This window comes from Rhodohalobacter sp. SW132 (assembly GCF_003390325.1).
Lineage (GTDB): Bacteria > Bacteroidota > Rhodothermia > Balneolales > Balneolaceae > SW132.
The window spans coordinates 239,505-261,158 of the sequence record NZ_QUOK01000006.1 but is presented as its reverse complement, the minus strand read 5'-3'; the positions used below and the strand labels follow the sequence as shown (position 1 = coordinate 261,158).

The following is a 21,654-nucleotide window of genomic DNA, read 5'->3' as shown; positions in this document are numbered from 1 at the left end:
CTTTAATAAAACGAGGAATATAACGATTTCTATACCGCTATGGTATATAGATAGCTAATTGGGTATAGAGGTCTGTTTTCTGTTTTTGACCCTCAGGTTCCAGGATTTCTATCAAATCTGCCAGATTCCCGATGGTGATACCTTTATCTGTTTCTGATAAGTGTTCGATGAACTGCCCCAGTTTAAGCCAGATAAACGGCTGATTGGAGGAAGAACAAACGACCCATTTATTCGAATTTACACCTTTGTCCTGATCAGTCTTTTTCAGTGTAAAACGATAGACTTTTGCGATGGATTGAATTTTTGATGGAGGGGGAAGGCATCCCGGTTGTTTTTTCGGCAGGGTAACAGCTCCGCCGCTTAACAGTTCCGGCCAGAAAACGGTAGCTGCCAGCTGATCTTCTGCCAAATTTGGAAAGAGTTGAATTTTGGGAGCAGCATTTTTTACACGAGCAAACTGTTCAATTCTCCGGATGATTTGACCAATCTGAATCACGCCCTGCCTGTAGTCGGCGGGGTTAATGTCGATGTGAGCCGTTACGGAAAATTCGAGAGTTTTGCCGGCTTTTGAGACGTTCCAGAAATCGGCCGGTATCACGTGGGTATTGAGGAGGAGTTTATTCTTCAGGCTGGTCATAACGCAGTGTTTCAGAATCTCGGGTGGATGCGAACAGTTCGAAGTGAACTGTGAAAAGATCATCAACTTTTACGATACCCAGCAGGGCAGTGGGAGGTTCCACATTATAGTCGGTCATTCGAAGTTCGGTTTTACCTGTTGCCCGTATTGTCCCGTCTTGCTGTACATACGCCTCCATTGGAAATTCTATTTGCCGGGTGTGTCCAGCAACAGTGAGATTACCCGCAACTAAAAGCCGGTATTGATCACTTGAATCACTAAAATCCATCGAACGGGTATCGGTATATTCAAAACTGATAAACGGGTGTTCCTCCGACATCAATGCGTCATTCAGATCGCGGTTCATCCGGCGTTTACCGCACTCAAAACCTGCTACGGCAATGTCCACTTCTACCTCTATGGTAGTGTCGGCGGCGGGAGGTTTGATGTTGCTGTTGTAGCGTTCCGCTCTGCAGCTAAATTGGTTGACGTTTGATCGCCCCTCAATCCAGAGTCTGCTGTTCTCCTGGTCGATGTTGATCTCTTGTGCAAACACACTTCCGCCGAAGAACAGAATCAGGGCTATGGAAGCAGCGATATGTTGACGGAAGTGGTGCACTTTTGATTTCCTTTATAATTTAGTTCGAAAAGGTTAACGAGTAGATAATCGTAATTTCATCCCGGGCTCTGATTGAACCGAGCATTGCAGTTGGCGGGTCGATTCCGAAGTCAGTCATCAGAAGATCCTGTGTTCCGGAAAAGGTTACTTTACCGTTGTTTACTGTGGCTGTAACATTCATCGAAGTTTCATGATCCACACCAGCAGCATTGATCACACCAGAAGCTACAATATCGGCACTATTGCCGTTTATTTCCACACTTTCAACCTCGTTCATCGTAAATGTTATGATGGGATGATCATCTTTTTTCAGGTAATCCTGAAGGTTTCGGGTCAGCCGGCCTGAGTCAGATTCAATGTCTTCTACGGGAATAGATAATTCCATTGTTTTGAAGTGATCTGCAGTAAGACTTGAAAGATCAGAAAGGTCAAACTGTGAAAGAACAAACGTTGCGTTAACTGTGTTGACATCTGCATCCCAGTCTCTGACATTGGATGTTCCGTCGATTTTCATTTCGTGGCCCTGCTCCAGTGAAAGCTCAATATCGGAATTTTGTGCTTCTGTGGTGTGCAGCGTGCCCATCAGGGCAAAGAGTGTGATTATTGATAGTATTCGTTTCATGGTATTGTAATTTTGGGTTGGAAATAAGAGTTGTGACCCCGGTCATAGGATCACAACTCGTTGTGTTCTGCATTGAAATTATTTAGAAGCTGATTACGGCTTCGAGCATAAATCCGCTGAATCCTGCACCTTCAAGCGGACCGGTGAATCCATCACGAGTTTGATTCACATATTCAACTTTGGTCAGTACGTTTTTGGTCAGAAACCATCCGCCGCCAACGTTAATCCGCTCAATTTCAATCTCATTACCGTTGGCAAGTTCACCATCAACAAGGTTGTATCGCCCGCCGATGTAGAAGTCTTCATTCGATCCAAACCTGTACAGAAGCTCAGCACCATACTGGTTGAAGGATCTGCTGTCGGTTTCGGTTGCCCGCTGGCCGCTTGTTCTTTCGAAAAGGCCGAAGAACTCCAGACCCTGGAACTTAATAAACGGATTGATCATGAATGAAGTTGCCTCGCCGCCAATGGGTCCGCCCGGTGCAAATCCTGAAACTGTAAAGTCTGGAGCAAACCTACCGGTAGTAGTTCCGGTGCCTTCAACATTGTAATAACGTGCTCCGGCAAGGTCACCGCCATAGAGTCTGACCGCTTCACTTCCAGGGTTATTATAAAAGGAACCTGTGAGCCGAACTCTGAGATCAGGATTTACCTGGGTGTCATATCCAATTTTACCGTACAGTGAAGGTTTCGTGGCAATGTCACCTTTAACGGTGCTTTGGTTTGTTTTACTGTTACTCAGGCCCAGCATTGCGAGGAATCCGCCGTCTTTATAGTAAACTTCACCACCCACCTCGTTTGTGAACGAATCCATGATATAGTTTCCTACAAAAGGATTGTATAAGGCCTGACCGTTGTCAGATCTTCTGAAGTGTGCGTCACCGTAGTTCAGCGTCATGTGTCCAACCTTGACGGTTACTTTGTCCATTAGGTTATCAAGAAATCCATCCTGAATAAAATCGAGACGATCTACCTGCAGATAACCACCCTTCACCCACGCTTCTGTGTGATTTCGTGATGAAAGATAGGTGCGTAGGTGCATGCGAAGGCCTCTGTGTAGCTGAACATCGATGTCCAGGTTTGAGGTCGCAAGGTTGAAGTTTGGCTCTAATTCCGGACCTGCTGCGTCATTTTCCAGAGCCTGAAACTGCAGGGTATTGGCACCGCCTATTCGAATCTTAAAACCGTCGTACACAACATCGGTTTCTTTCGGACTTTCAAATACATTTAACCCTGTTTTATCAGGTGCTCTAAAATATTGAAGGTCTCTGGTTTGTTGTGCAAAAACACCCGCAGTGGTTACGACGAATGCTAAAACTAAGGTTAGTATCGTACTGTTAATTGTTGTTTTCATAACTATATCTGTATGATTGTTTTGATAAAAATTTTTTCTGTGCCTGTTGTTTGTTTAGCACATGATTAAAATCAAAACATTTCGATACAGAAAATGAGAGCGAATACCTGAAGGTTTAATCAGGCGAGTCCCTACCGGGCTGTAGGGGTTTATATTACATGGCTCCCAAACACAGAGTATAATTACTTATCTGCAAAACCATCGATTCCGGTTTGAAGTTACACGGAACCGCCTTCAACCCACTGTACGGCTTTTCTCATAAGTTCGTTGGCCGTTTTGAGATGCATTTTCTCTTTGATGCGTGCGCGGTAGGTGTCCACCGTTTTTACAGATACGTGAAGGCGTCGGGCAATCTCTTTTGTGGATTCTCCTTTTCCGGTGAGTTCAAATACTTCCAGCTCACGATCACTCAACAATTCCAGGGGATTTTCTCCGGCAGATTGCCCCGATGCAATTTTCATGATGAGTTGTGAGCCGATTTTATCGCTCAGGTAAATACTACCGTTCATCACCTGGCGAACGGCGCTTACGAGCACTTCGCCGGCTTCCAGTTTCATCAGGTACCCTTTTGCCCCTGCGCGGATGGCGCGTTCGGCGTAGAGTTCTTCGTCGTGGCGGGAAACCATCAGGATTTTCAGGTCGGGCATTTGAGCAAGCAGGTTTTTTACAAGTTCAATACCGTTCATACCCGGCAGTGAGATGTCAATTACACATCCATCCGGTTTCAATCGGGGGATTTCACCCAGCGCCTCTTCCGCCGATTCACTTTGCCCGCACACTTCAAACTCCACACTGTTTTCAAGTGTCATCGCCATTCCCTTTCTCATCAGCGGGTGGTCGTCTACGATATATATTTTCTTTTTTGCGGGCATCTGTTAATTGGAATCTGTTTAAGGTTGTTTAATATTTGGCACAGTACACGTAATGGTAGCTCCTTTATCGGGGATGTCGCTTATTTCTAAACTTCCCCCGATCAGCCGTGCCCTGAAACGCATGATACGCACACCCAGACCTCCTTCCGAATCCCAATTTTCGGGGAACCCGGTTCCGTTGTCCACCACACGAAGGCGCAGATGCTGATCAGTGGAGGCGATATAAATAGACACCTTGTCGGCTGAACCATGTTTTACAGCATTGCTCACGCCTTCCTGCGCAATCCGGTAAAGATGGATCGCCTGTGTAACATCATCAAAATCAAGCTCTCCCAGGATCTCGAGCGTGCACTCAATCCCAAAAAGTTTTTCGGCATTGTTTTTCAGCCGTTCCAACGCAGCTTCCAGCCCTCGTTCATCAAATTCCACCGGCACGAGTCCGCGCGCAAGGGACCGGGCCTGTTCATCAGCCTGCTGGATCAATGTACTGATCTCTGCTGCATCTTCAGCAAGTTTATGTTCTTCCTGTTCAAGTTGCCGGGCGAGGTTTTTAGTGATCAGCCCGATACCGGTAAGCATCTGTCCGAGGCCGTCATGTAAATCCTGACCAATTCGCTGGCGTTCATGTTCACTAATCCGTAAAACTTCCTGCTCCAGACGCCGCTGTTCAGAAATATCGCGCACAATTCCGGTGAAAATATGCTGATCCGGCAACTTAACTTCACTCACCGCCAGGTACATCGGGAATGTGGACCCATCCTTGCGGCGGCCGGTAACCTCTCTCCCGATACCAATAATTTTACGCTTGCCCGTTTCCAGGTAGTGCTCCATATAATCATCATGTTCCGCTTTATATGGATTGGGCATCAGAATTTTCACATTTTTGCCGATAACTTCCGTAGAGTGATATCCGAAAAGTTTTTCAGCCGTTTTATTAAACGTGCGAATGTTACCTTTCGGAGTGATAGTGATAATGGCATCAACCGTGGTTTCGAGAATGCTGCGTGCACGGGCCTCACTTTCCCGAAGCTGCTGCTCGGTAATCTGCTGCTGCACTTTTTCGCTCGCCATCTTTTCAGCAAACGCGAGACGAATGTGGAGGCGTTTCTCATCATATATCGATTCAATAATACACTGGTCGGCTCCTGCATCCAGAATATCATCAAGTTGATCGGGATGATTGTGATCTACTACCATCACCAGCGCAAAATTCGACCCGTTTTTACTCAATCGAAGCTGCCTGCAGACCCCGAGGGTTTGATCCGTCACGGAAGAGACAATCACCAGCGAGAAATCATTTTGAATAGCATTTTCTATGTCAACAGTTGCCGGTTCCACAACGGTAACTTTGTGTTTTCTTTTGGCCAGGGTTTCGTATAAAGTCTGACGAATCTGGTCATTTTCTCCAATCAGCAGTGTGTGAATCATATTATGGTATACTTGTTAGATAGCTGTGGCTTAATGTATTGGGATCACGTGAAAAAAGACAGTCGCAATTTTAAAAGGATGCAGCTCCAGTTGGGACTGGTATGTTCCGCTGAAATAACCGGGATTTTTCCAACTCAATAGCTTCAACCGGCAGCAATGTCAGGAAATCTGCGACAGAAATTAAACTCAGACAGAGTTTCACTAAAAAATGGGTGATGAAAGCCTTACATTTAACCATTATAGTAACTCTACAAAAATATTGAAGATAAACTCCGTGAGCACAGCCCCGAATTCTAAAATGGCATCTGCAGATTTGAATTATGAAATCGTCAAGTCTTTCAACGGCAAAGTTGTTGTAATAAAATATGGTGGTAATGCCATGACTGATAGCCGCTCGCAGGAGCAGGTTCTAAATCAAGTCGCAGAAATGAAAACGCTGGGGATTTACCCGGTGGTTGTTCACGGCGGCGGGCCGGTGATTAAAGCGCTGTTTGAACAGTCGGGAATCGACTCAGAATTTGTTGACGGACACCGTATCACCCTGAAAAATTCTATGGAAGTGGTGGAGCAGGCTCTTTCGGGAAAAGTAAACGGCGAACTGGTAAACCGGCTGAATCGGCTTGGTGCCAATGCTGTAGGCCTTTCAGGAAAAGATGGGGGATTGGTTAAAGCCCGCAAACGAATTCACAATCGCCAGACTGAAAGCGGCCCGGAAGAAATCGATCTCGGTTTTGTTGGGGATGTGGATGTAGTAAACCCTGATCTTCTGCACCTTCTGATCAAAAACGGATATTTGCCGGTGATTTCCCCGGTTTCCGGTGGCGAAAATGGAGATGATTACAATATCAATGCCGATATGTTTGCCGGTCATATTGCCGGAGCGCTGCAAGCTGAAGCGTTCGTTGCTATTACCAATGTGGATGGGCTGATGGAGGATCCGGACCGACCCGAAACCAAAATTGTAGCGATCACATCAGGTGAAGTAAAAAAACTGTTTGGTTCGGTCATACAAGGCGGAATGATCCCGAAAATTGAAGCATGCAATATTGCGCTTGATAAAGGAGTGAAGGCGGCCCATATTGTGAATGGGGCAATGGATCAATCTATTCTGCTGCAGCTGTTTACTGAAAAAAAATCTGGAACTACGATAAAAAAAGAATGACCAAAGGAAGCACAAAGAAGAATATCGAAAGAAGAAAGAAGTCGAAGTTCAGAGTTGGAGTTGTTGGCGCAACAGGATATACCGGTGTGGAGCTGATCCGCCTGCTGATCCTTCATCCCGATGTCAGACTTGAAGTGATCACCTCCGAATCGAAAGCGGGTAAAAGCATCGCTGAAATTCATCCATCACTCGATGGAATCGTAAAACTGGAACTGCAGAAAATGGAAACGATCAGCGATCACGATCTTGATCTCGTTTTCCTGGCACTGCCACACCGTGTTTCGATGGATTTTGTAAAGGAATACGGACTTGATAAATTCAGAATCGTGGACCTTTCCGGGGATTTCAGGCTCAAATCGGCGAAACTGTATGAAAAGTGGTACGAAAAGAAACATGTGTGCCCCGATTACCTGAAAAAATCGGTGTACGGAATGCCCGAACTGAATCGTGATGATATCAGAAACAGCGACCTGGTTGCAAATCCCGGCTGTTACCCAACTTCTACGATCCTGGCACTGCTGCCGCTGGTTGCGCAAAAACTTATCGATACGAGCTCGGTCATTATCGATTCCAAATCGGGAGTGACCGGCGCGGGTGCATCACCAAAAACATTTACCCATTTCCCCAATCAGTTTGGGAATTTCTTCGCATACGGACTGAAATCTCACCGGCACACCCCGGAAATTGAAACAATTTTGGGCACCGTTACGGATGCTGAGCTGAAAGTTCAGTTCACGCCACATCTGCTGCCGATCGACCGGGGGATTTTAACCACAACCTACTCCACTCCGGTAAAGCCGGTCAATGAAGAGATTGTACGCGACGCTTACCTGAATCATTTTGAAAAAGAGCATTTTGTACGCGTGCTGGATCAGCCGCCATCTGTGAAAAATGTGCGGGGATCAAATTTTTGTGATGTCTACGCAACGTATGATGAACGTACGAACCGAATCATCACCATTTCGGCGATTGATAATCTGGTGAAAGGTGCGGCGGGTCAGGCTGTTCAGAATATGAACCTGATGTTTGGGCTGCTCGAAAATACCGGGCTGAAGTATCCGCCCCTGAATCCATAACAACCAAAAATTTTAGTTCAGAAATTTAATAACAACGACCAAATCTCATGATTCAAAATCTTACTGATGTTCGCGGAATTAAAGCGTGGGGCGCCCATATGGGGATTAAATCAAAACGGCGGGATCTTGCCCTGATCTATTCGGAGCGTCCCGCTTCGGCAGCAGCTGTGTTTACCCAAAACCTGGTTTGCGCCGAGCCGATCAAGCTGAGCCGGAAACATATCAAAGATGGCATCATCCAGGCGATTGTGATCAACTCCGGCAATGCCAACGCCTGTACAGGTAAAAAAGGGTGGGAAGGAGCTGTTGCGATGGCCGAAACCACGGCGGCAGAACTCGGAATTCCCGTTGAATCGGTTCTCGTGGCATCCACCGGTTTGATTGGCGAGCCGTTTCCCACGGAAAAAGTTCTGAAAGGAATCAAAGAGAGCGCGGCTAAATTATCGGACCGCCAGGTTGCCGGATCTCTTGCTGCCAACGCCATTTTAACAACCGACACTTTTGCAAAGGAAGGATTTGATTCGTTTGAAATTGACGGCGTTACCGTAAATATGGCGGGAATTGCGAAAGGATCCGGAATGATCCATCCCGACATGGCCACCATGCTTGGATTTATTATCTGCGATATTGCCATCACCCCAAAACTGCTGGATGAGGCGCTGCGAGAAGCGGTGAATAAAACTTTCAACATGATTACAGTGGATGGAGATACATCCACGAATGATATGGTCTCCATTATCTGCAACGGATTGGCGGAGAATGAAGAAATCACCGAAAAAAATGAAAATTACCGCATTTTTCTTGACCATCTCACAAAACTCTGCAAGCATCTTGCGATGATGATTGTATCCGATGGCGAAGGTTCAACAAAGCTTGTTGAGTACCGGGTAGAAGGAGCCAAAACCGAGGAGGGTGCACGTAAAATTGTCCGCACCATTTCCGACTCCAATCTTGTGAAAACTGCAATTTTTGGAACCGATCCGAACTGGGGACGTATCTTTGCGGCTGCCGGACGGGCGGGTGTTCCGTTTGATCCCGATAAAGTGGATCTCTTTTTCGGTTCAGGCCGGGCCGTGCAAATTCTTGATAAAGGCCAGCCCACCGATCACAGCCGGGAAGAGGTGAAAAAAGAGATGAAAACATCTACCATCACCGTCACGCTGGTGCTGAATGATGGGGATGCCGATGCGGTGGGATGGGGATCTGATCTCTCCTACGAATACGTGCGAATTAACGCTGAGTACACAACCTGAGCCTTATTGCGATTTAATCCTGAAGCGTCGCTTGGACCTTTAGGTGTTGCGGGTAAGATTTTTTGCAGGCATTCTTATTCAGATAACAAATTTTTAGAAATCATCAAATAAACTCAAATTTTTCGGCGTCAAACAAGCCCATGTCGCTCATTTTGAGTTTTGGAATGACGAGCAGTGCCATAAAAGAGATCGTCATAAACGGGGAATGAAGAGTGCTTCCAAGGTCTTTAGCCCGTTGAGTCAGTTTTTTGTAGTGCAGGCCTACTTCATCGCCCGGCCGGTCGGTCATGATACCGCCCACCGGCAGCGAAAGCAGGTCACTGCCTGAATCATCAGACACCGCAACTCCGCCTTTTGCATCCATCACCTGGTTGATAACGCTCGCAAGGTGCTCATCACTTGAACCCACCGCGATGATATTGTGAGAATCGTGCGCTACCGATGACGCGATAGCCCCGTTTTTTATTCCGAAGTTTTTGATAAAACCGACGGCCGGTTCTTCATTCCGGTATCGATTTACCACAGTAATTTTCAGGATATCACGTGAAGAATCCGCCAAAATTTCGCCACTGGATATCTTCAGCTTTTCCACGCTTTTTTCGGTGATCAGTTCGCCATCGCGGGCAACAATCACGGGAAAGTCAGCAGTTCCGTCGGGTTGATCCGTCCTCGCTTTGATCTCGGATTCAGAAATCTGTCGCGGTACAAAATGATTAATGATTCTGCTTTTCGGCCTGTCGAAAAGAACTTCACCATCTTTATAGACACACTTGCCGTCGATCCATGTTTCGGAGATGTGCATGGTATCGGGATCATCCATAATCACAAAATCGGCGGGATCGCCGGCCTGAAGCAGGCCAACATTCAGATTGTAGTGCTGAACGGCGTGAACGGAACAGGCCCGGAGTGTATCAAACAGAGGATATCCGAGACGGAGCGACCGCTCAGCAAGTATATTGATATGACCTTCCATGAGATCATCCGGGTGTTTATCATCTGAGCAGAACATGATATTGGCGGGCGATTCCTTCAGGAGAGGGTGGAGGGCGTTGTAATTTTTTGCAGCACTGCCTTCACGAATGGCTATCATCATCCCGGCTGCAATTTTATCACGTGCCTCCCCGATGGTGAAACATTCGTGATCGGTTGAAATTCCGGCCGATGCGTAAGCGTGTGCCTGATCGCCTGTGAGTCCGGGAGCGTGACCATCCACTGGTTTCTCCCGTTCCTGTGCTGCCTGGATTTTTTCCAGTACCTCGGGATCACCGTTCAGAACGCCGGGCCAGTTCATCATTTCGGCAAGATAGTGGATGTCATCCCGGTCTAATAGTTTGGCAACATCAGCAGGAGTGAGCTGGGCACCGGCCGTTTCAAACGGAGTAGCCGGAACACATGAAGGCGCGCCAAAGAAAAACTTAAGAGGCACTTTTTCCCCGTTTTCAATCATAAACTCCACACCATCCATGCCGCAGACATTGGCAATTTCATGCGGATCGGAAACGGTTGCAACCGTACCGTGACGCAGCGCCAGCCGTGCAAATTCGGAGGGGATCAGCATGGAGCTCTCGATGTGAATGTGGGAATCCACAAATCCGGGAGCGATGTAAGTGCCGTTTCCAGGAAGATCGGGCTTCTCATCAATCGATTGAATGAAACCTTCCTTTATATGTATGGTACCATGATAAGTACGGTTTTGAAGAGGGTCGAGAATAGTTCCTTGAATAGAGGTCATAAGATAAATCGTTGCGGATGTAAATTTTTGGCAATATATGTGATTCAGGTGAGCCCTGAAACCCGGCTTCAGTTGAGTTTTTTTGATTAGCCAACATAAAATATTGTTATGTATTCATTCTATTAGATTCATCCGATGCTTGTACCTGTTCAAGGGAAGTGCATCCTGTGCAGGGTTGAGGAGCTACAGAAACAAATGATATCCTGTTAAACAAATCTGACAAACAGGACTGATTAATGAATTAAAACTTTCATCCGATAATAAAAGAAGAGGCCTCGATTTGCGTTAATCTATTCCGATAAACCCACCAGGAAAAGGGAGATGAAACCCCGGATTATGACAAAGTGGGAATATTAGAATTACAAGTTTATTAAGAAAATTTAATAAATAGATTGCAACTGATCGGCGGGCTCATTAACATAATAAACGTTCATTTACATAGTGCGATATTTGATACAGATGCTTGTCAGTAAAGCAAAAGGCATTGTAAACATTATGTTTATATATGTATTTGAAATGTGACAGAGCCCCGGATGAAGCATCAGGACGGGAATATTTTTAATTCGATTATGGAATGTGAAAACATTAGAATTAAAAAATTTTAATAAAATCTGTAACAAATGAATCATCGTTCACTCTTGTAGACAGTAGCAATCTATATTGTTTTACAAACAACCAATACAAAATAATCATACTCGGAGTACACCATGGGACAACAACAACTCTTACTCGTAATCTTGGTAACAATCATCGTGGGAATCGCCACGGTAGTAGCAATTAACACCTTCGGCTCAGCAGCTGATCAGGCAAACATCGACGCTGTAAATAATGATATCGCAGCTCTTGCATCTGCAGCACAGGGTTATTACATGAGACCTGGTATGCTGGGTGGCGGTGGCCGCACATTTGATGGTACTGGAACACCTCAAAGTGGTGGTATTTCTTTTGATGGGATGGCATTTCCAGCTACTGAAGTCGGTGGTACAGAAAGTCGAACCGCAGTAAATGAGAATGGCAGATACGTAATTGAGGATGTCACTCCACAAAGTTTTACTATACGTGCTGATCCAGCAAGCTGCGAAGGTTTTACACCAGGAATTGATGGTTCGGGTTGTACAGATGCTAATGATCAAATAACAGCAGCAGTTGGTCCGAATAATTTCGAACTTGGTGCAACCGGGGAACCTGAAACTACAACTGCTGATTAATTAATTTCTCAGCTTAAGTAAAAAAAAGGCTCCTTCGGGAGCCTTTTTTGTTTGAAGTTTAGATGTGCTAAAAAATTTTTCAAATGGAATTCTCAATAATTCTTGTGGTAGTCATCACCTTTGTGTGGCTGCTATTTAAAAAGCTTCCTGATAGTCAAAGGACAATTTCAAATATTGTAATAACAGCTTTGGTTTTAGGGGGGGGTGTTGCCGGGCAGTTAATTTCGGATGATAAAAAAACCTATCCATTCGCCAATTGGTCAATGTATAGCTCTGCTAACCCGGGATTGAATTATGTTGAATTCATACTTGAAACGGATGAGGGTGAACGTTTTCATTACCCTTTTTCTATTATTTCCAAAACGAGTCCGAGAGCTTTTATGAAGAAAATTGCGGACCTCGAATCAGATCTGGCTGACAATTTAAGAGAGAAAAAGAGAGTAAAACCTGAACATTCAAATCATCCGTTTGAAAAATTAATTGCCAGCCTGGTAGACATCTACAGTGAAGAGAACCCAGAAGTTAAAATCGTATTTTTAAGGATCAATGGGGTATTATATGAAGAGAATTCACTGGACGATAAAAGCATCGTAAAGTATAACTATTATACCTACCACACGAACTAATGCTCGCCGCATATAAAAGCCAGGAAACTCTGGCATTCCTTCGGGTCACTGTATTTGGGTGCTGGTTGATTATAGCAATACTATTTTCTGCCTCAAATTATGCACAACTCCCGATAGAGATTTTTGAACCATGGGGTTTTCACGCGGTGATAAACTTCCTGCAGCCAGAAACCCTTCACATTATTCTATCAGCCCCGTTCTTGTTATTCCTGAAAATCGGCACAATCATTGGCTGCAGCTTACTTATAGCTGGTGTCCGTCCATTCAGAACCGTTGCCATTGTAACAGTGATCTTTATATTTCTCCTCGATTTCGTTATAAGAGGTTTCAATGGATATATAAATCATGGGCAGATTGTTATCTATTTTGCTGCAATTTTCCTGTGCTTTTCAGCAGCGTCAAACAGGTGGTCTCTTTTCGGTAAAGACGAAATGAATCAGAGTCCCAATAAATACTCATTTCCGATTATACTGACCGCAACCACTTTTTCATTTGTTTATGCATTTATTGGAATACGAAGGTTTGTGAGAGGTGGGATGGAGATTTTTACAAATGATGCGTTGCTAATCTATACAGTACGTAATAGCCTTAATTATTCTAATTATGGATTTGAACTAGGCCTGGTATTAATTGAGTTTGATTTAGTCATTGTTTTGTTAAAAACTGGTTTTTTTATAGTTACTATGATGGAGGTTTTAACGCCTTATATTCTGTTTAATCGATATTTGAGATATTCGTGGCTCGTAGTTATGATTCCGTTTCACTTTTCGACACTTTTTACAATGAATATTTTTTTCTGGGAAAATATCTTATTAATACTTGTACTCTACGTGAATTGGCAGGGTGTTCATTACCGGTTTTTGAAAGTCAATAAAACCATCACCACAAGAGTTATGACTGCTGCAAATAAATCGATCAGAGTCATTTCTAATGTAACATTTACGAGATGAAATTCTCTTTTAAATAGCGTAATTATTTAAAAATTCGTTAGTTTTAAAAAAGCATGCTTTCTTTTTAACTGCCCGCTATTCCAGCAGTTAGAGGGGGGGGATTTAACATTTTCATCAACCCTTTATCTCACCGGAGGCTGCCATGGGTCAGCAACAGTTACTTCTCGTTATATTGGTTACCATAATTGTGGGAATTGCCGCAGTTGTAGCTCTCAATACCTTTTCAGCCGCTGCAGATGCTGCCTCACGCGATGCCCTGCAGCTTGATCTTGCCCTTGTCGCGTCTTCTGCCCAGGGATATTATTTTCGTCCCGCTATGCTGGGTGGAGGCGGACGAACATTCCAGGATATAGATTTCACAAAATTCAATTTCAGCGGACGCGTGGTGGATGGCAATGTTTTGGAAGCTTCAAATGAGAATGGCGTTTATATTATATCGGCCATACAGCCGGGCGAGTTCATCGTTACCGGCTCTATTCAGGATAGCAGAAATACCATGGTATCGGCTCGGGTTTGTCCGAATGGGTTCAGGTTAGGGACAATCGGGTACGAAGCGGCACCTGAGCCTCCGGCTTGTATGTAAGAAAAGGTTCTCACGGAGGCGCAAAGGCGCAGAAGGTATACGGTGATTAATGATGATGGAAGGGCATAAATAAAAAGTTGCGCCGCCGCGCCGTCGCGAGCCCCCCACCCACTAAATTTAAAATTTTTCTGTAAGGTGTTACTCATTTAATGATCATACTGGAGGAATTGCAATTTCATAAATCCTCCAAATGAATCATCATGATCGAGAATGAACTTTCAAAACACGTACTTGATATCTGTTTTAATATACACCGTGGTTTGGGGCCTGGTTTGTTTGAGTCTGTTTATGAAGAAGTACTGTGTCACGAACTGGAGTGTTCCGGGTTTGAATATCAACGGCAAAATCCGATACCCGTATACTGGAAAGATAAAAAAATGGGTGTTGGGTTTGTTGCTGATGTAATTATTGAAAATAAATTGATAATCGAATTAAAATCAGTTCAGCTATTGGCACCCGTACACTACAAACAGTTGTTGACATATTTGAAGCTGACCAATCTGAAACTTGGTCTTTTAATTAACTTCAACGAAGAACTGTTAAAAACAGGAATCAAACGAATCGTTAACAGACTTTAAATGGAAGTTTCACTCGCAACGGCGCAAAGGCACTACGTTATTTCTTTGTTTAGGTTATGATAACATCAATAAATTTGAGTACTCACTTTTGTTAGCAGTTAAAATACCCTTCATTAAGTTAAAATGTGATAAAATACACTCCTTTGCGTCGTTCCGAGCATTTTCTGTTTAAGGCTGTATTTTTGCTTTACGGCCAGTGATTGTTTTTCGGGCAGATCCATTAGGACCGTCCACTTCAATTGTTATATAGACAGGAGTATCATTTATCTCATCCGGTTCTGCATCATCAATGATAAATGAGTATTCTGTTAGCTCAGATAGGTTACTGAAGATGGCGTTTGGTGTTCCTACTGAAATATCTACATCACCAAGTACATCGATTTCATTCCCCTCAACAGTTACAGAAATATTTGTTCCTGGTTCCATAGGATTGCCGTTTGAATCAGTTACTGAATAATCAAACTGCTGATCTTCAGCATTTGCGATGTTAAATGTTTCCGGGGTAACTGAAATATTGGGCGAACCGGAAAAAATCATATTTGTTGAAGCAGAAACCGACTGTTCATTTTCTCCTGTTGTTGATGCAGTAATTGTAGCTATTCCATTTAAAGGTATTGGATTACCAATCGTTAACGGCGATGCAGCACGACCACCGTTAGTAAAGGATGATCCGTATATGAAACCGCCATTTGTTGTGAAATATATGGCCGTTTCGTCAGCCACAGCATTTCCATATTTGTCTCCAACCAGAACTTCTACGGTAACTTCATCAGCTCTGTTGCTTGTTTTGTTTCGTTCATCTAATACAATTGTAAAATGATCCTGACTAGGTAGACCAGCGTGTATAACTATTCGAACCGGTTGGGAATCTCTAACTGTACCATCTTCTCTTTCGAATTCTGCAATAATCTGAACGGTGCCAGAAATTTTACCACTGGTTACAGTTACAGATGCTTGACCGTTCTCATTTGTTCTTACAGTTTCTGAACTTAAGTTTAAATCTTCATCAGGATGATCTCCCACCCTGAAGGAAACATCCACTGAATTGCTATTAACGAGTGGATTGCCAAATTCATCAACAACCTGAAATACAAGTTGAGCGTCTTCTCTTTGACCTGTCGACATAACACCTATATCAGTTGCTGATACAGATTCGAGAAAAATTGAAGCTGCTTCGCCTACAACTTCAGGAGGCGGATCGCCTTCTCCATCATTATCACCACCTTCATTGACAGTAGAAAGTCGAAAGGCTGGGAGTTCCACATTACGTTCAACAATAGCTATAAATTCATTATTTTCAATAATATAACCTTCCTTACGAACTTCAATAGTATAAGCCGTAGTGGAATCAACCTTCAATTCAAAAGAGTATTTCCCGAATTCGTTGGTGGTAGTTACCTTTTCAGGTGCGGGATTAATAATGCGTACAATAGCATCTTCGATAGGCTCATGCTGAGAATCAGATACAATTCCAGTCACAGTAATCGGTTCGTAATCTGATGATGATGAAGTAGTATCACATGATTGCAGCAGCACAAAAGATAAAAATACAACAAGTATTAAAAAGAGAATTTTTTTGAAAGGAATCATACTCTGTCTGTTTTAATATTAATAACACGGTTCCGCTTATTTTGCAAACCGGGTGTCCATAGCGCGGTATATGTATTTTCGACAGAGAATGAGCTTTTGTTAAACTATTTTAAAGTTAAATATCAGATAAAAGAGGTTTAGAGGGTGGTGGAAGGGAATAGCTCAAAACCTTTGCGCTGTAGTGAGATACAGGAATACACGTAGAGCCGTAAAAGCGTGGTGTGGATTTGGTAGTTTGTAAAATGAGATATCCCTAAAACGTTGCGCCGCGCCGTCGCGAGCCCTCCCTCCCCTAAGCTATCGCGTAAAGCTCTTCTTTACTAAAGTTGTAAAGCTTTTCAAGGATCGTTTGCATCTCTTTTTCATCCATGATCGCAGCGCGCAATTTTTTCCCGTTACGGATTCCCTTGAGGTATTTTCCGTAGTGTTTTTTCATGATAATTACGCCGTACTGTTCGCCGTGGTGGTCAACGGAGAGTCGGAGCTGATGAGCACACAACTCTATACGTTCATCAATTGTGGGTTCCGGCAGAAGTTCGCCAGTTGCGAGATAGTGTTTGCTCTGTTCAAAAATCCACGGATTTCCGATCGCACCGCGACCGATCATCACACCATCAACACCGGTTTCGTCCAGCATTCGTTTAACAGCCAGCGGGGAATCGGCATCTCCATTACCGATAATCGGAATATCGAGCCCTGGCGTATCTTTCAGATGTTTCAGGTATTCCCAGCGGGCATCACCTTTGTATTTCTGGCAGCGGGTTCGGGCGTGAACTGTAAGAGCTTTCACGCCAACACTTTGAAGCATCAGTCCGACTTCACGAATTCGAATCGTTGAATCGTCCCAGCCCAGGCGTGTTTTTACCGTAACCGGCGTATCTCCGGCAGCATCCACAACTGTACCGGCCATTCGCTCCATCATATCCAAATCTTTCAGACAGGCTGACCCGGCGCCTTTTTTTACGATCTTATAAACAGGACATCCGAAGTTTATGTCGATCAGGTCGGGCCCGTTAGCTTTTGCCACTTTTGTGGCGCCCTCCATCGCTTCTTCACGTCCGCCAAAAATCTGGATTCCAAACGGGCGTTCTGCCTCTTCGAACGACATTTTATGCATCGCAATATCTGAATCACGGATGATCGCTTCGGAGCTAATGAACTCCGTATACACCATATCCGCACCTTTCTCTTTGCAAATCTGCCGGAAGGGAGAATCGGTAACATCCTCCATAGGGGCCAGGAATAATGCGTTATCTGGTAGTATGATATCGTTGATCTTCATGCGATCGCTAAATTCGTATTTAATTGGGATAAAAAGTCTGGTATTATGATAAATTATATAAATCTAAGTCATAGCATCACATCAGTCATCCTGAAGTGGCATTCTTTCTAATGAGAAAAAGCTCAATTACGATAAAACTCATCTGATGATTCATACCATTACACCAGTTTCATAACAAGAGATTGATGAATGATGGTCTAAAAATAAGGTTTTTTTTTCACATCTAACCATCTTTTTTCACCTTTGCAGGCAGAATATAGAGTTGGAAGCGGTTCGATAACCTCATCCGATAGCCATTTGGTTTTTGAACACGTATATTCATAGTCTATTGATAAAATTCTAACTTAAGTACGGGAGCTAATTTATGGCACTTGCGATATCCGGAATTGAAGAACTTTTAGGAAAAGACGCTGACTCACTTCTGAGCCACGTTTGTAAAACCATTTCAAAAGATGACCTTCATCTTCCAACCGACTCATACGTAGACAGCGTGTGGTATCACTCCGACAGAAATAACCGTGTTCTGGGAAACCTTCAGCGATTGTTTAATCACGGAAGACTATCCGGTACAGGATATCTCTCCATTCTGCCCGTAGACCAGGGAATTGAACATAGTGCCGGCGCTTCGTTTGCCAAAAATCCCGCATACTTTGATCCCGAAAATATTGTGGAGCTGGCTATTGAGGGCGGTTGTAACGCTGTTGCTTCAACCTTTGGCGTTCTTGCATCCGTATCGAGAAAGTATGCTCATAAAATTCCATTTCTTGTAAAAATCAACCATAACGAACTGCTCACATTTCCGAATACTTACGATCAGATTATGTTCGGTTCGATTGATAAGGCGTACGATATGGGCGCTGCCGCTGTGGGAGCAACCATCTATTTCGGTTCTGAAGAGTCGAGCCGGCAGATTGTGGAAGTTGCCCGTGCATTTGAATATGCTCATGAACTGGGTATGGCAACCGTACTTTGGTGCTACACTCGAAACTCCGCATTTAAAGTGAACGGAACTGATTATCACTCATCTGCTGATCTTACGGGCCAGGCAAACCACATAGGAGCTACGATTGGCGCTGATATTGTGAAGCAGAAATTGCCAGCTAACAACGGCGGATTCAAAGCACTGAATACCGGCGACTCATCATACGGAAAGCTGGATGAGCGGATTTATTCTGAGCTTACATCCGATAACCTGATTGACCTCACCCGGTACCAGGTCGCAAATGGCTATATGGGCAGAGCAGGACTCATTAACTCGGGTGGAGCATCCGGTAAAGACGATTTTGCAGCTGCTGTAAAAACTGCCGTAATCAACAAACGTGCCGGCGGCATGGGGCTGATCAGTGGCCGTAAAGCTTTTCAGCGCCCAATGGATGAGGGTGTAAAACTTCTCAATTTCATTCAGGATGTATATCTCAATGATGAGATTACAATAGCCTGATAACCATTCTCTATCGAAGCACCTTTCGGAATATACCGGAAGGTGCTTTTTTATATCTAAGAACCACTGATCAGTCGTAAAATAATCTATTCAGATGTGGTACTCGTAGTAATTTAGCCATACCTTAAGGGTTGCTCTGCCTGACCTGCGATCTTTACATCTATAAATTTGAGGGCGGTTCATTCATATTCGGGTTTGAATAAAAGTTGTGAATCTACAATAAACGTATTTGTCAGCCACAGACACACATAACGAAGGAGCGTCAAGCGGCAGCCTGATATCTTTTAAATATCTTGCTATCTCCATTGCGCTGAGTGTCATCAGTATGGGGATTGTAATTTATATCACCTACACTCCAGGTGTTCTCAACCATCTTGCCCCGAAGCGCCTGCCGGGACTGTTTATCGCCATCGGCGTGATGCTTTTGAAAGTTTATTTCTCTGCCGCAAAGCTTCGCTATTTAGCGGATAAAGAGATCGGTTGGATGGCATGTTTTCGCGTTGCACTCACATGGGATTTTGCATCAGCCGTTACTCCGTCAACAATCGGCGGGGCGCCGGTTGCAACGTACGCTATGACCCGTGAGGGGATCAGGCTGGGAAAATCATCAGCGATTGTACTCTACGGGGTACTGCTTGATCAGTTCTGGTATGCACTTGCGGTTCCTATTTTGCTGCTTGCGGGTTTCTATTACCAGGTTTTACCGCCCGAAATCGGGTTTGTTGGAAATCTGACTATGGTTTTGATTTATACCGGCCTGCTTCTCTACGGCGGATTTCTAACATACGGTTTGATGGTCAATCCCTCGTCGATGAAAAAGGTCGTTAACTGGATTTTTAAATGGCCATTTCTGAACCGCTATTCAACCAGGATGAGTGCAGAGGCCGAGAACCTGGAGGGCTACTCCTACGAATTACGGAAGAAACCGCTGAAATTCTTTATGAAGGCGTTTTTCTTTTCAACCATGAGCTGGCTTTGCCGCGTTGCGCTGCCGGTAATTGTGATACTAAGCCTGCTGCCCGGTCCCGAGGTTTTACTGGTGCTCCGCAGCCTGGCGATGAACCTCGCCTTCCTCATCATTCCAACCCCCGGCGGTTCCGGCGGAGTTGAAGGATTGTTCGCAATTTTTCTCGGACCGCTGATCGACCGTACCTCCTTTGTGGGACTTGCTGTTTTTGCCTGGAGAATCATCACATATTATATAAGTATTGGTTTGGGAATTATTGCTACAGCCTGGTATGTAAATCATAAAGTGGCTGAGGCGAAAGGGGCGTCCAAAGAAATCAGCAATGAACGGGAGGCTCAATAGATGGCGAAGGCAAAAGTTACGTTCATTTGCAGCAATTGCGAGTATCGGTCTCCGAAATGGCTTGGTGTATGTCCATCCTGCAATGAATGGCATACGTTCGAAGAGAAAGTGGAAGAGAAAAAGACTCAACAGAAAAACAAAGCGGATATCAGCCGTGAAAGTGGAAGCGATGAAGCTGTACCGCTGACCTCCGTTGAGGAGAGTGAGCACAGCCGGCAGCCTACAGGTATCGAGGAACTCGACCGGGTGCTGGGCGGCGGAATTGTAGCCGGCTCGTTTATGCTGCTGGGCGGCGATCCCGGTATCGGGAAAAGTACATTGATGCTGCAGCTCGCAAAAGCACGTCCCGATTGGCCGATTTTATACGTAGCCGGAGAGGAGTCACCGTCACAAATTAAGCAGCGTGCTGAACGCCTCGGGGTAACAGGAGATAAACTCTACATCTACTCCAGTTCAAACATCGATTCCATCATCGCGCAAACGCGAAAATTAAAACCCGCGTTACTGGTCATCGATTCCATTCAAACCGTTTACAGTTCCAACCTGACATCCCTGCCGGGATCGGTGCAGCAGGTACGGGAATGTTCAGCAATGCTTCAGCAGCTGGCGAAACGCGAAGGATTTTCAACGATGATGATTGGCCACGTTACAAAAGATGGTGAGATAGCCGGACCGAAAATCCTGGAACACATGGTAGATACGGTTCTTTATTTTGAAGGAAACCAGAGCCAGTTTCACCGGCTGCTTCGAAGTGTGAAAAACCGGTTTGGCCCGGCGCAGGAAGTTGGTGTTTTTGAGATGAAACAGGATGGGCTGGCAGAAGTGCCGAATCCATCGGAGCTATTTCTTTCAGATTTGGATACAACGATCAGTGGAAATTGTATCACCTGCGTAATGGAGGGTTCACGGCCGATTTTGATTGAAGTACAGGCGCTGGTAACGGCCAGTAATTACAGCACACCGCAGCGAACCGCAAACGGATTTGACCAAAGACGGCTTTCACTTTTGATTGCTGTTCTGGAAAAAAGGGGAGGGATTTCATTTGCCGGGCAGGACGTATACCTGAATATTGCGGGCGGACTGAAAATCTCAGATCCCGCGGCTGACCTTGCCGTTATAGCAGCACTTTCTTCCAGTATTAAGGATCATCCAATCCGGAAGAATGCAGTATTTATCGGTGAGGTGGGACTCGGAGGAGAGATTCGAAGCGTGCGGTTCAGAGAGCAGAGAATACGGGAGGCTGAAAAAATGGGAATTAAATCAGTTGTTGCGCCTCCCGGTCAAGTGTCGGTTCAATCGAATATAGAGCTGGTGGAACGAGCCTATATCTCGCAGATCGACAAGTAAAAAAAG

19 protein-coding genes are annotated in these 21,654 nt (G+C 44.7%); 10 read left to right on the top strand and 9 right to left on the bottom strand.

Annotated elements, in window-relative coordinates; genetic code table 11:
- Positions 1 to 37 precede the first annotated feature (37 nt).
- The 6 genes from DYD21_RS13255 to DYD21_RS13230 form a co-directional block, all read right to left on the bottom strand.
- A complete protein-coding gene (locus DYD21_RS13255; protein ID WP_116037471.1) occupies positions 38 to 637 on the bottom strand; it encodes a hypothetical protein in 600 nt (199 codons plus the stop codon).
- A complete protein-coding gene (locus tag DYD21_RS13250; protein WP_116037470.1) occupies positions 618 to 1,235 on the bottom strand; it encodes a YceI family protein in 618 nt (205 codons plus the stop codon). The genes DYD21_RS13255 and DYD21_RS13250 overlap by 20 nt, the downstream gene beginning before the upstream one ends.
- A 19-nt stretch (positions 1,236 to 1,254) precedes the next feature.
- A complete protein-coding gene (locus DYD21_RS13245; protein WP_116037469.1) occupies positions 1,255 to 1,857 on the bottom strand; it encodes a YceI family protein in 603 nt (200 codons plus the stop codon).
- Positions 1,858 to 1,939: 82 nt separating this feature from the next.
- Entirely contained in the window at positions 1,940 to 3,211 is a 1,272-nt protein-coding gene (locus tag DYD21_RS13240; protein WP_199535541.1) for a hypothetical protein, read from the bottom strand.
- Positions 3,212 to 3,429: 218 nt separating this feature from the next.
- Positions 3,430 to 4,083, bottom strand: coding sequence for a response regulator transcription factor (locus DYD21_RS13235; protein WP_116037468.1), 654 nt, complete (start codon positions 4,081 to 4,083; stop codon positions 3,430 to 3,432).
- 18 nt (positions 4,084 to 4,101) lie between these two features.
- On the bottom strand, positions 4,102 to 5,511 hold the full coding sequence (locus DYD21_RS13230) for a PAS domain S-box protein (RefSeq protein ID WP_116037467.1): 1,410 nt from the start codon (positions 5,509 to 5,511) through the stop codon (positions 4,102 to 4,104).
- A gap of 208 nt (positions 5,512 to 5,719) precedes the next feature.
- Here DYD21_RS13230 and argB point away from each other — a divergent pair, with 208 nt between their 5' ends.
- From argB to argJ, 3 genes are read left to right on the top strand one after another with little or no spacing between them, the layout of a single operon-like run.
- Complete coding sequence (argB, locus tag DYD21_RS13225; RefSeq protein ID WP_116037466.1) at positions 5,720 to 6,673, top strand: acetylglutamate kinase; 954 nt, start codon at positions 5,720 to 5,722, stop codon at positions 6,671 to 6,673.
- Positions 6,670 to 7,749 (top strand): N-acetyl-gamma-glutamyl-phosphate reductase, encoded by a 1,080-nt coding sequence (argC, locus tag DYD21_RS13220; RefSeq protein ID WP_116037465.1) that lies wholly within the window; start codon positions 6,670 to 6,672, stop codon positions 7,747 to 7,749. The genes argB and argC overlap by 4 nt, the downstream gene beginning before the upstream one ends.
- Before the next feature lie 47 nt (positions 7,750 to 7,796).
- Positions 7,797 to 9,002 carry a bifunctional glutamate N-acetyltransferase/amino-acid acetyltransferase ArgJ gene (gene argJ / locus DYD21_RS13215; RefSeq protein WP_116037464.1) on the top strand — a complete coding sequence of 402 codons (1,206 nt, stop codon included), beginning with the start codon at positions 7,797 to 7,799 and terminating at the stop codon, positions 9,000 to 9,002.
- A gap of 103 nt (positions 9,003 to 9,105) precedes the next feature.
- Here the strand turns inward: argJ and ade are convergent, their stop codons facing one another.
- Positions 9,106 to 10,734, bottom strand: a complete 1,629-nt coding sequence (gene ade / locus DYD21_RS13210) for an adenine deaminase (RefSeq protein WP_116037463.1) — start codon at positions 10,732 to 10,734, stop codon at positions 9,106 to 9,108.
- Between the two features lie 707 nt (positions 10,735 to 11,441).
- Here ade and DYD21_RS13205 point away from each other — a divergent pair.
- The 4 genes from DYD21_RS13205 to DYD21_RS13185 all read left to right on the top strand — a co-directional run bounded on the left by DYD21_RS13205 (position 11,442) and on the right by DYD21_RS13185 (position 14,679).
- Positions 11,442 to 11,942, top strand: coding sequence for a hypothetical protein (locus DYD21_RS13205; protein ID WP_116037462.1), 501 nt, complete (start codon positions 11,442 to 11,444; stop codon positions 11,940 to 11,942).
- A gap of 83 nt (positions 11,943 to 12,025) precedes the next feature.
- The gene (locus tag DYD21_RS13200; protein ID WP_116037461.1) at positions 12,026 to 12,568 is read left to right on the top strand and encodes a hypothetical protein; all 543 of its coding nucleotides are present in this window, start codon (positions 12,026 to 12,028) and stop codon (positions 12,566 to 12,568) included.
- A 1,092-nt stretch (positions 12,569 to 13,660) separates the two neighbouring features.
- Complete coding sequence (locus tag DYD21_RS13190; protein WP_116037459.1) at positions 13,661 to 14,101, top strand: hypothetical protein; 441 nt, start codon at positions 13,661 to 13,663, stop codon at positions 14,099 to 14,101.
- Positions 14,102 to 14,301: 200 nt separating this feature from the next.
- Positions 14,302 to 14,679 (top strand): GxxExxY protein, encoded by a 378-nt coding sequence (locus DYD21_RS13185; RefSeq protein ID WP_116037458.1) that lies wholly within the window; start codon positions 14,302 to 14,304, stop codon positions 14,677 to 14,679.
- Positions 14,680 to 14,847: 168 nt separating this feature from the next.
- Here the strand turns inward: DYD21_RS13185 and DYD21_RS13180 are convergent, their stop codons facing one another.
- Together DYD21_RS13180 and dusB are read right to left on the bottom strand one after the other, a co-directional pair.
- Complete coding sequence (locus DYD21_RS13180; protein WP_116037457.1) at positions 14,848 to 16,269, bottom strand: carboxypeptidase regulatory-like domain-containing protein; 1,422 nt, start codon at positions 16,267 to 16,269, stop codon at positions 14,848 to 14,850.
- A gap of 292 nt (positions 16,270 to 16,561) precedes the next feature.
- Entirely contained in the window at positions 16,562 to 17,551 is a 990-nt protein-coding gene (dusB, locus tag DYD21_RS13175; protein ID WP_116037456.1) for a tRNA dihydrouridine synthase DusB, read from the bottom strand.
- A 364-nt stretch (positions 17,552 to 17,915) separates the two neighbouring features.
- Here dusB and DYD21_RS13170 point away from each other — a divergent pair, with 364 nt between their 5' ends.
- The 3 genes from DYD21_RS13170 to radA all read left to right on the top strand — a co-directional run bounded on the left by DYD21_RS13170 (position 17,916) and on the right by radA (position 21,648).
- Positions 17,916 to 18,992 (top strand): class I fructose-bisphosphate aldolase, encoded by a 1,077-nt coding sequence (locus DYD21_RS13170; protein ID WP_116037455.1) that lies wholly within the window; start codon positions 17,916 to 17,918, stop codon positions 18,990 to 18,992.
- 229 nt (positions 18,993 to 19,221) lie between these two features.
- A complete protein-coding gene (locus DYD21_RS13165; RefSeq protein ID WP_233505544.1) occupies positions 19,222 to 20,301 on the top strand; it encodes a lysylphosphatidylglycerol synthase transmembrane domain-containing protein in 1,080 nt (359 codons plus the stop codon).
- Positions 20,302 to 21,648: a DNA repair protein RadA gene (radA, locus tag DYD21_RS13160; RefSeq protein ID WP_116037454.1), complete on the top strand. Its 1,347-nt coding sequence runs from the start codon at positions 20,302 to 20,304 to the stop codon at positions 21,646 to 21,648.
- Positions 21,649 to 21,654: the final 6 nt, after the last annotated feature.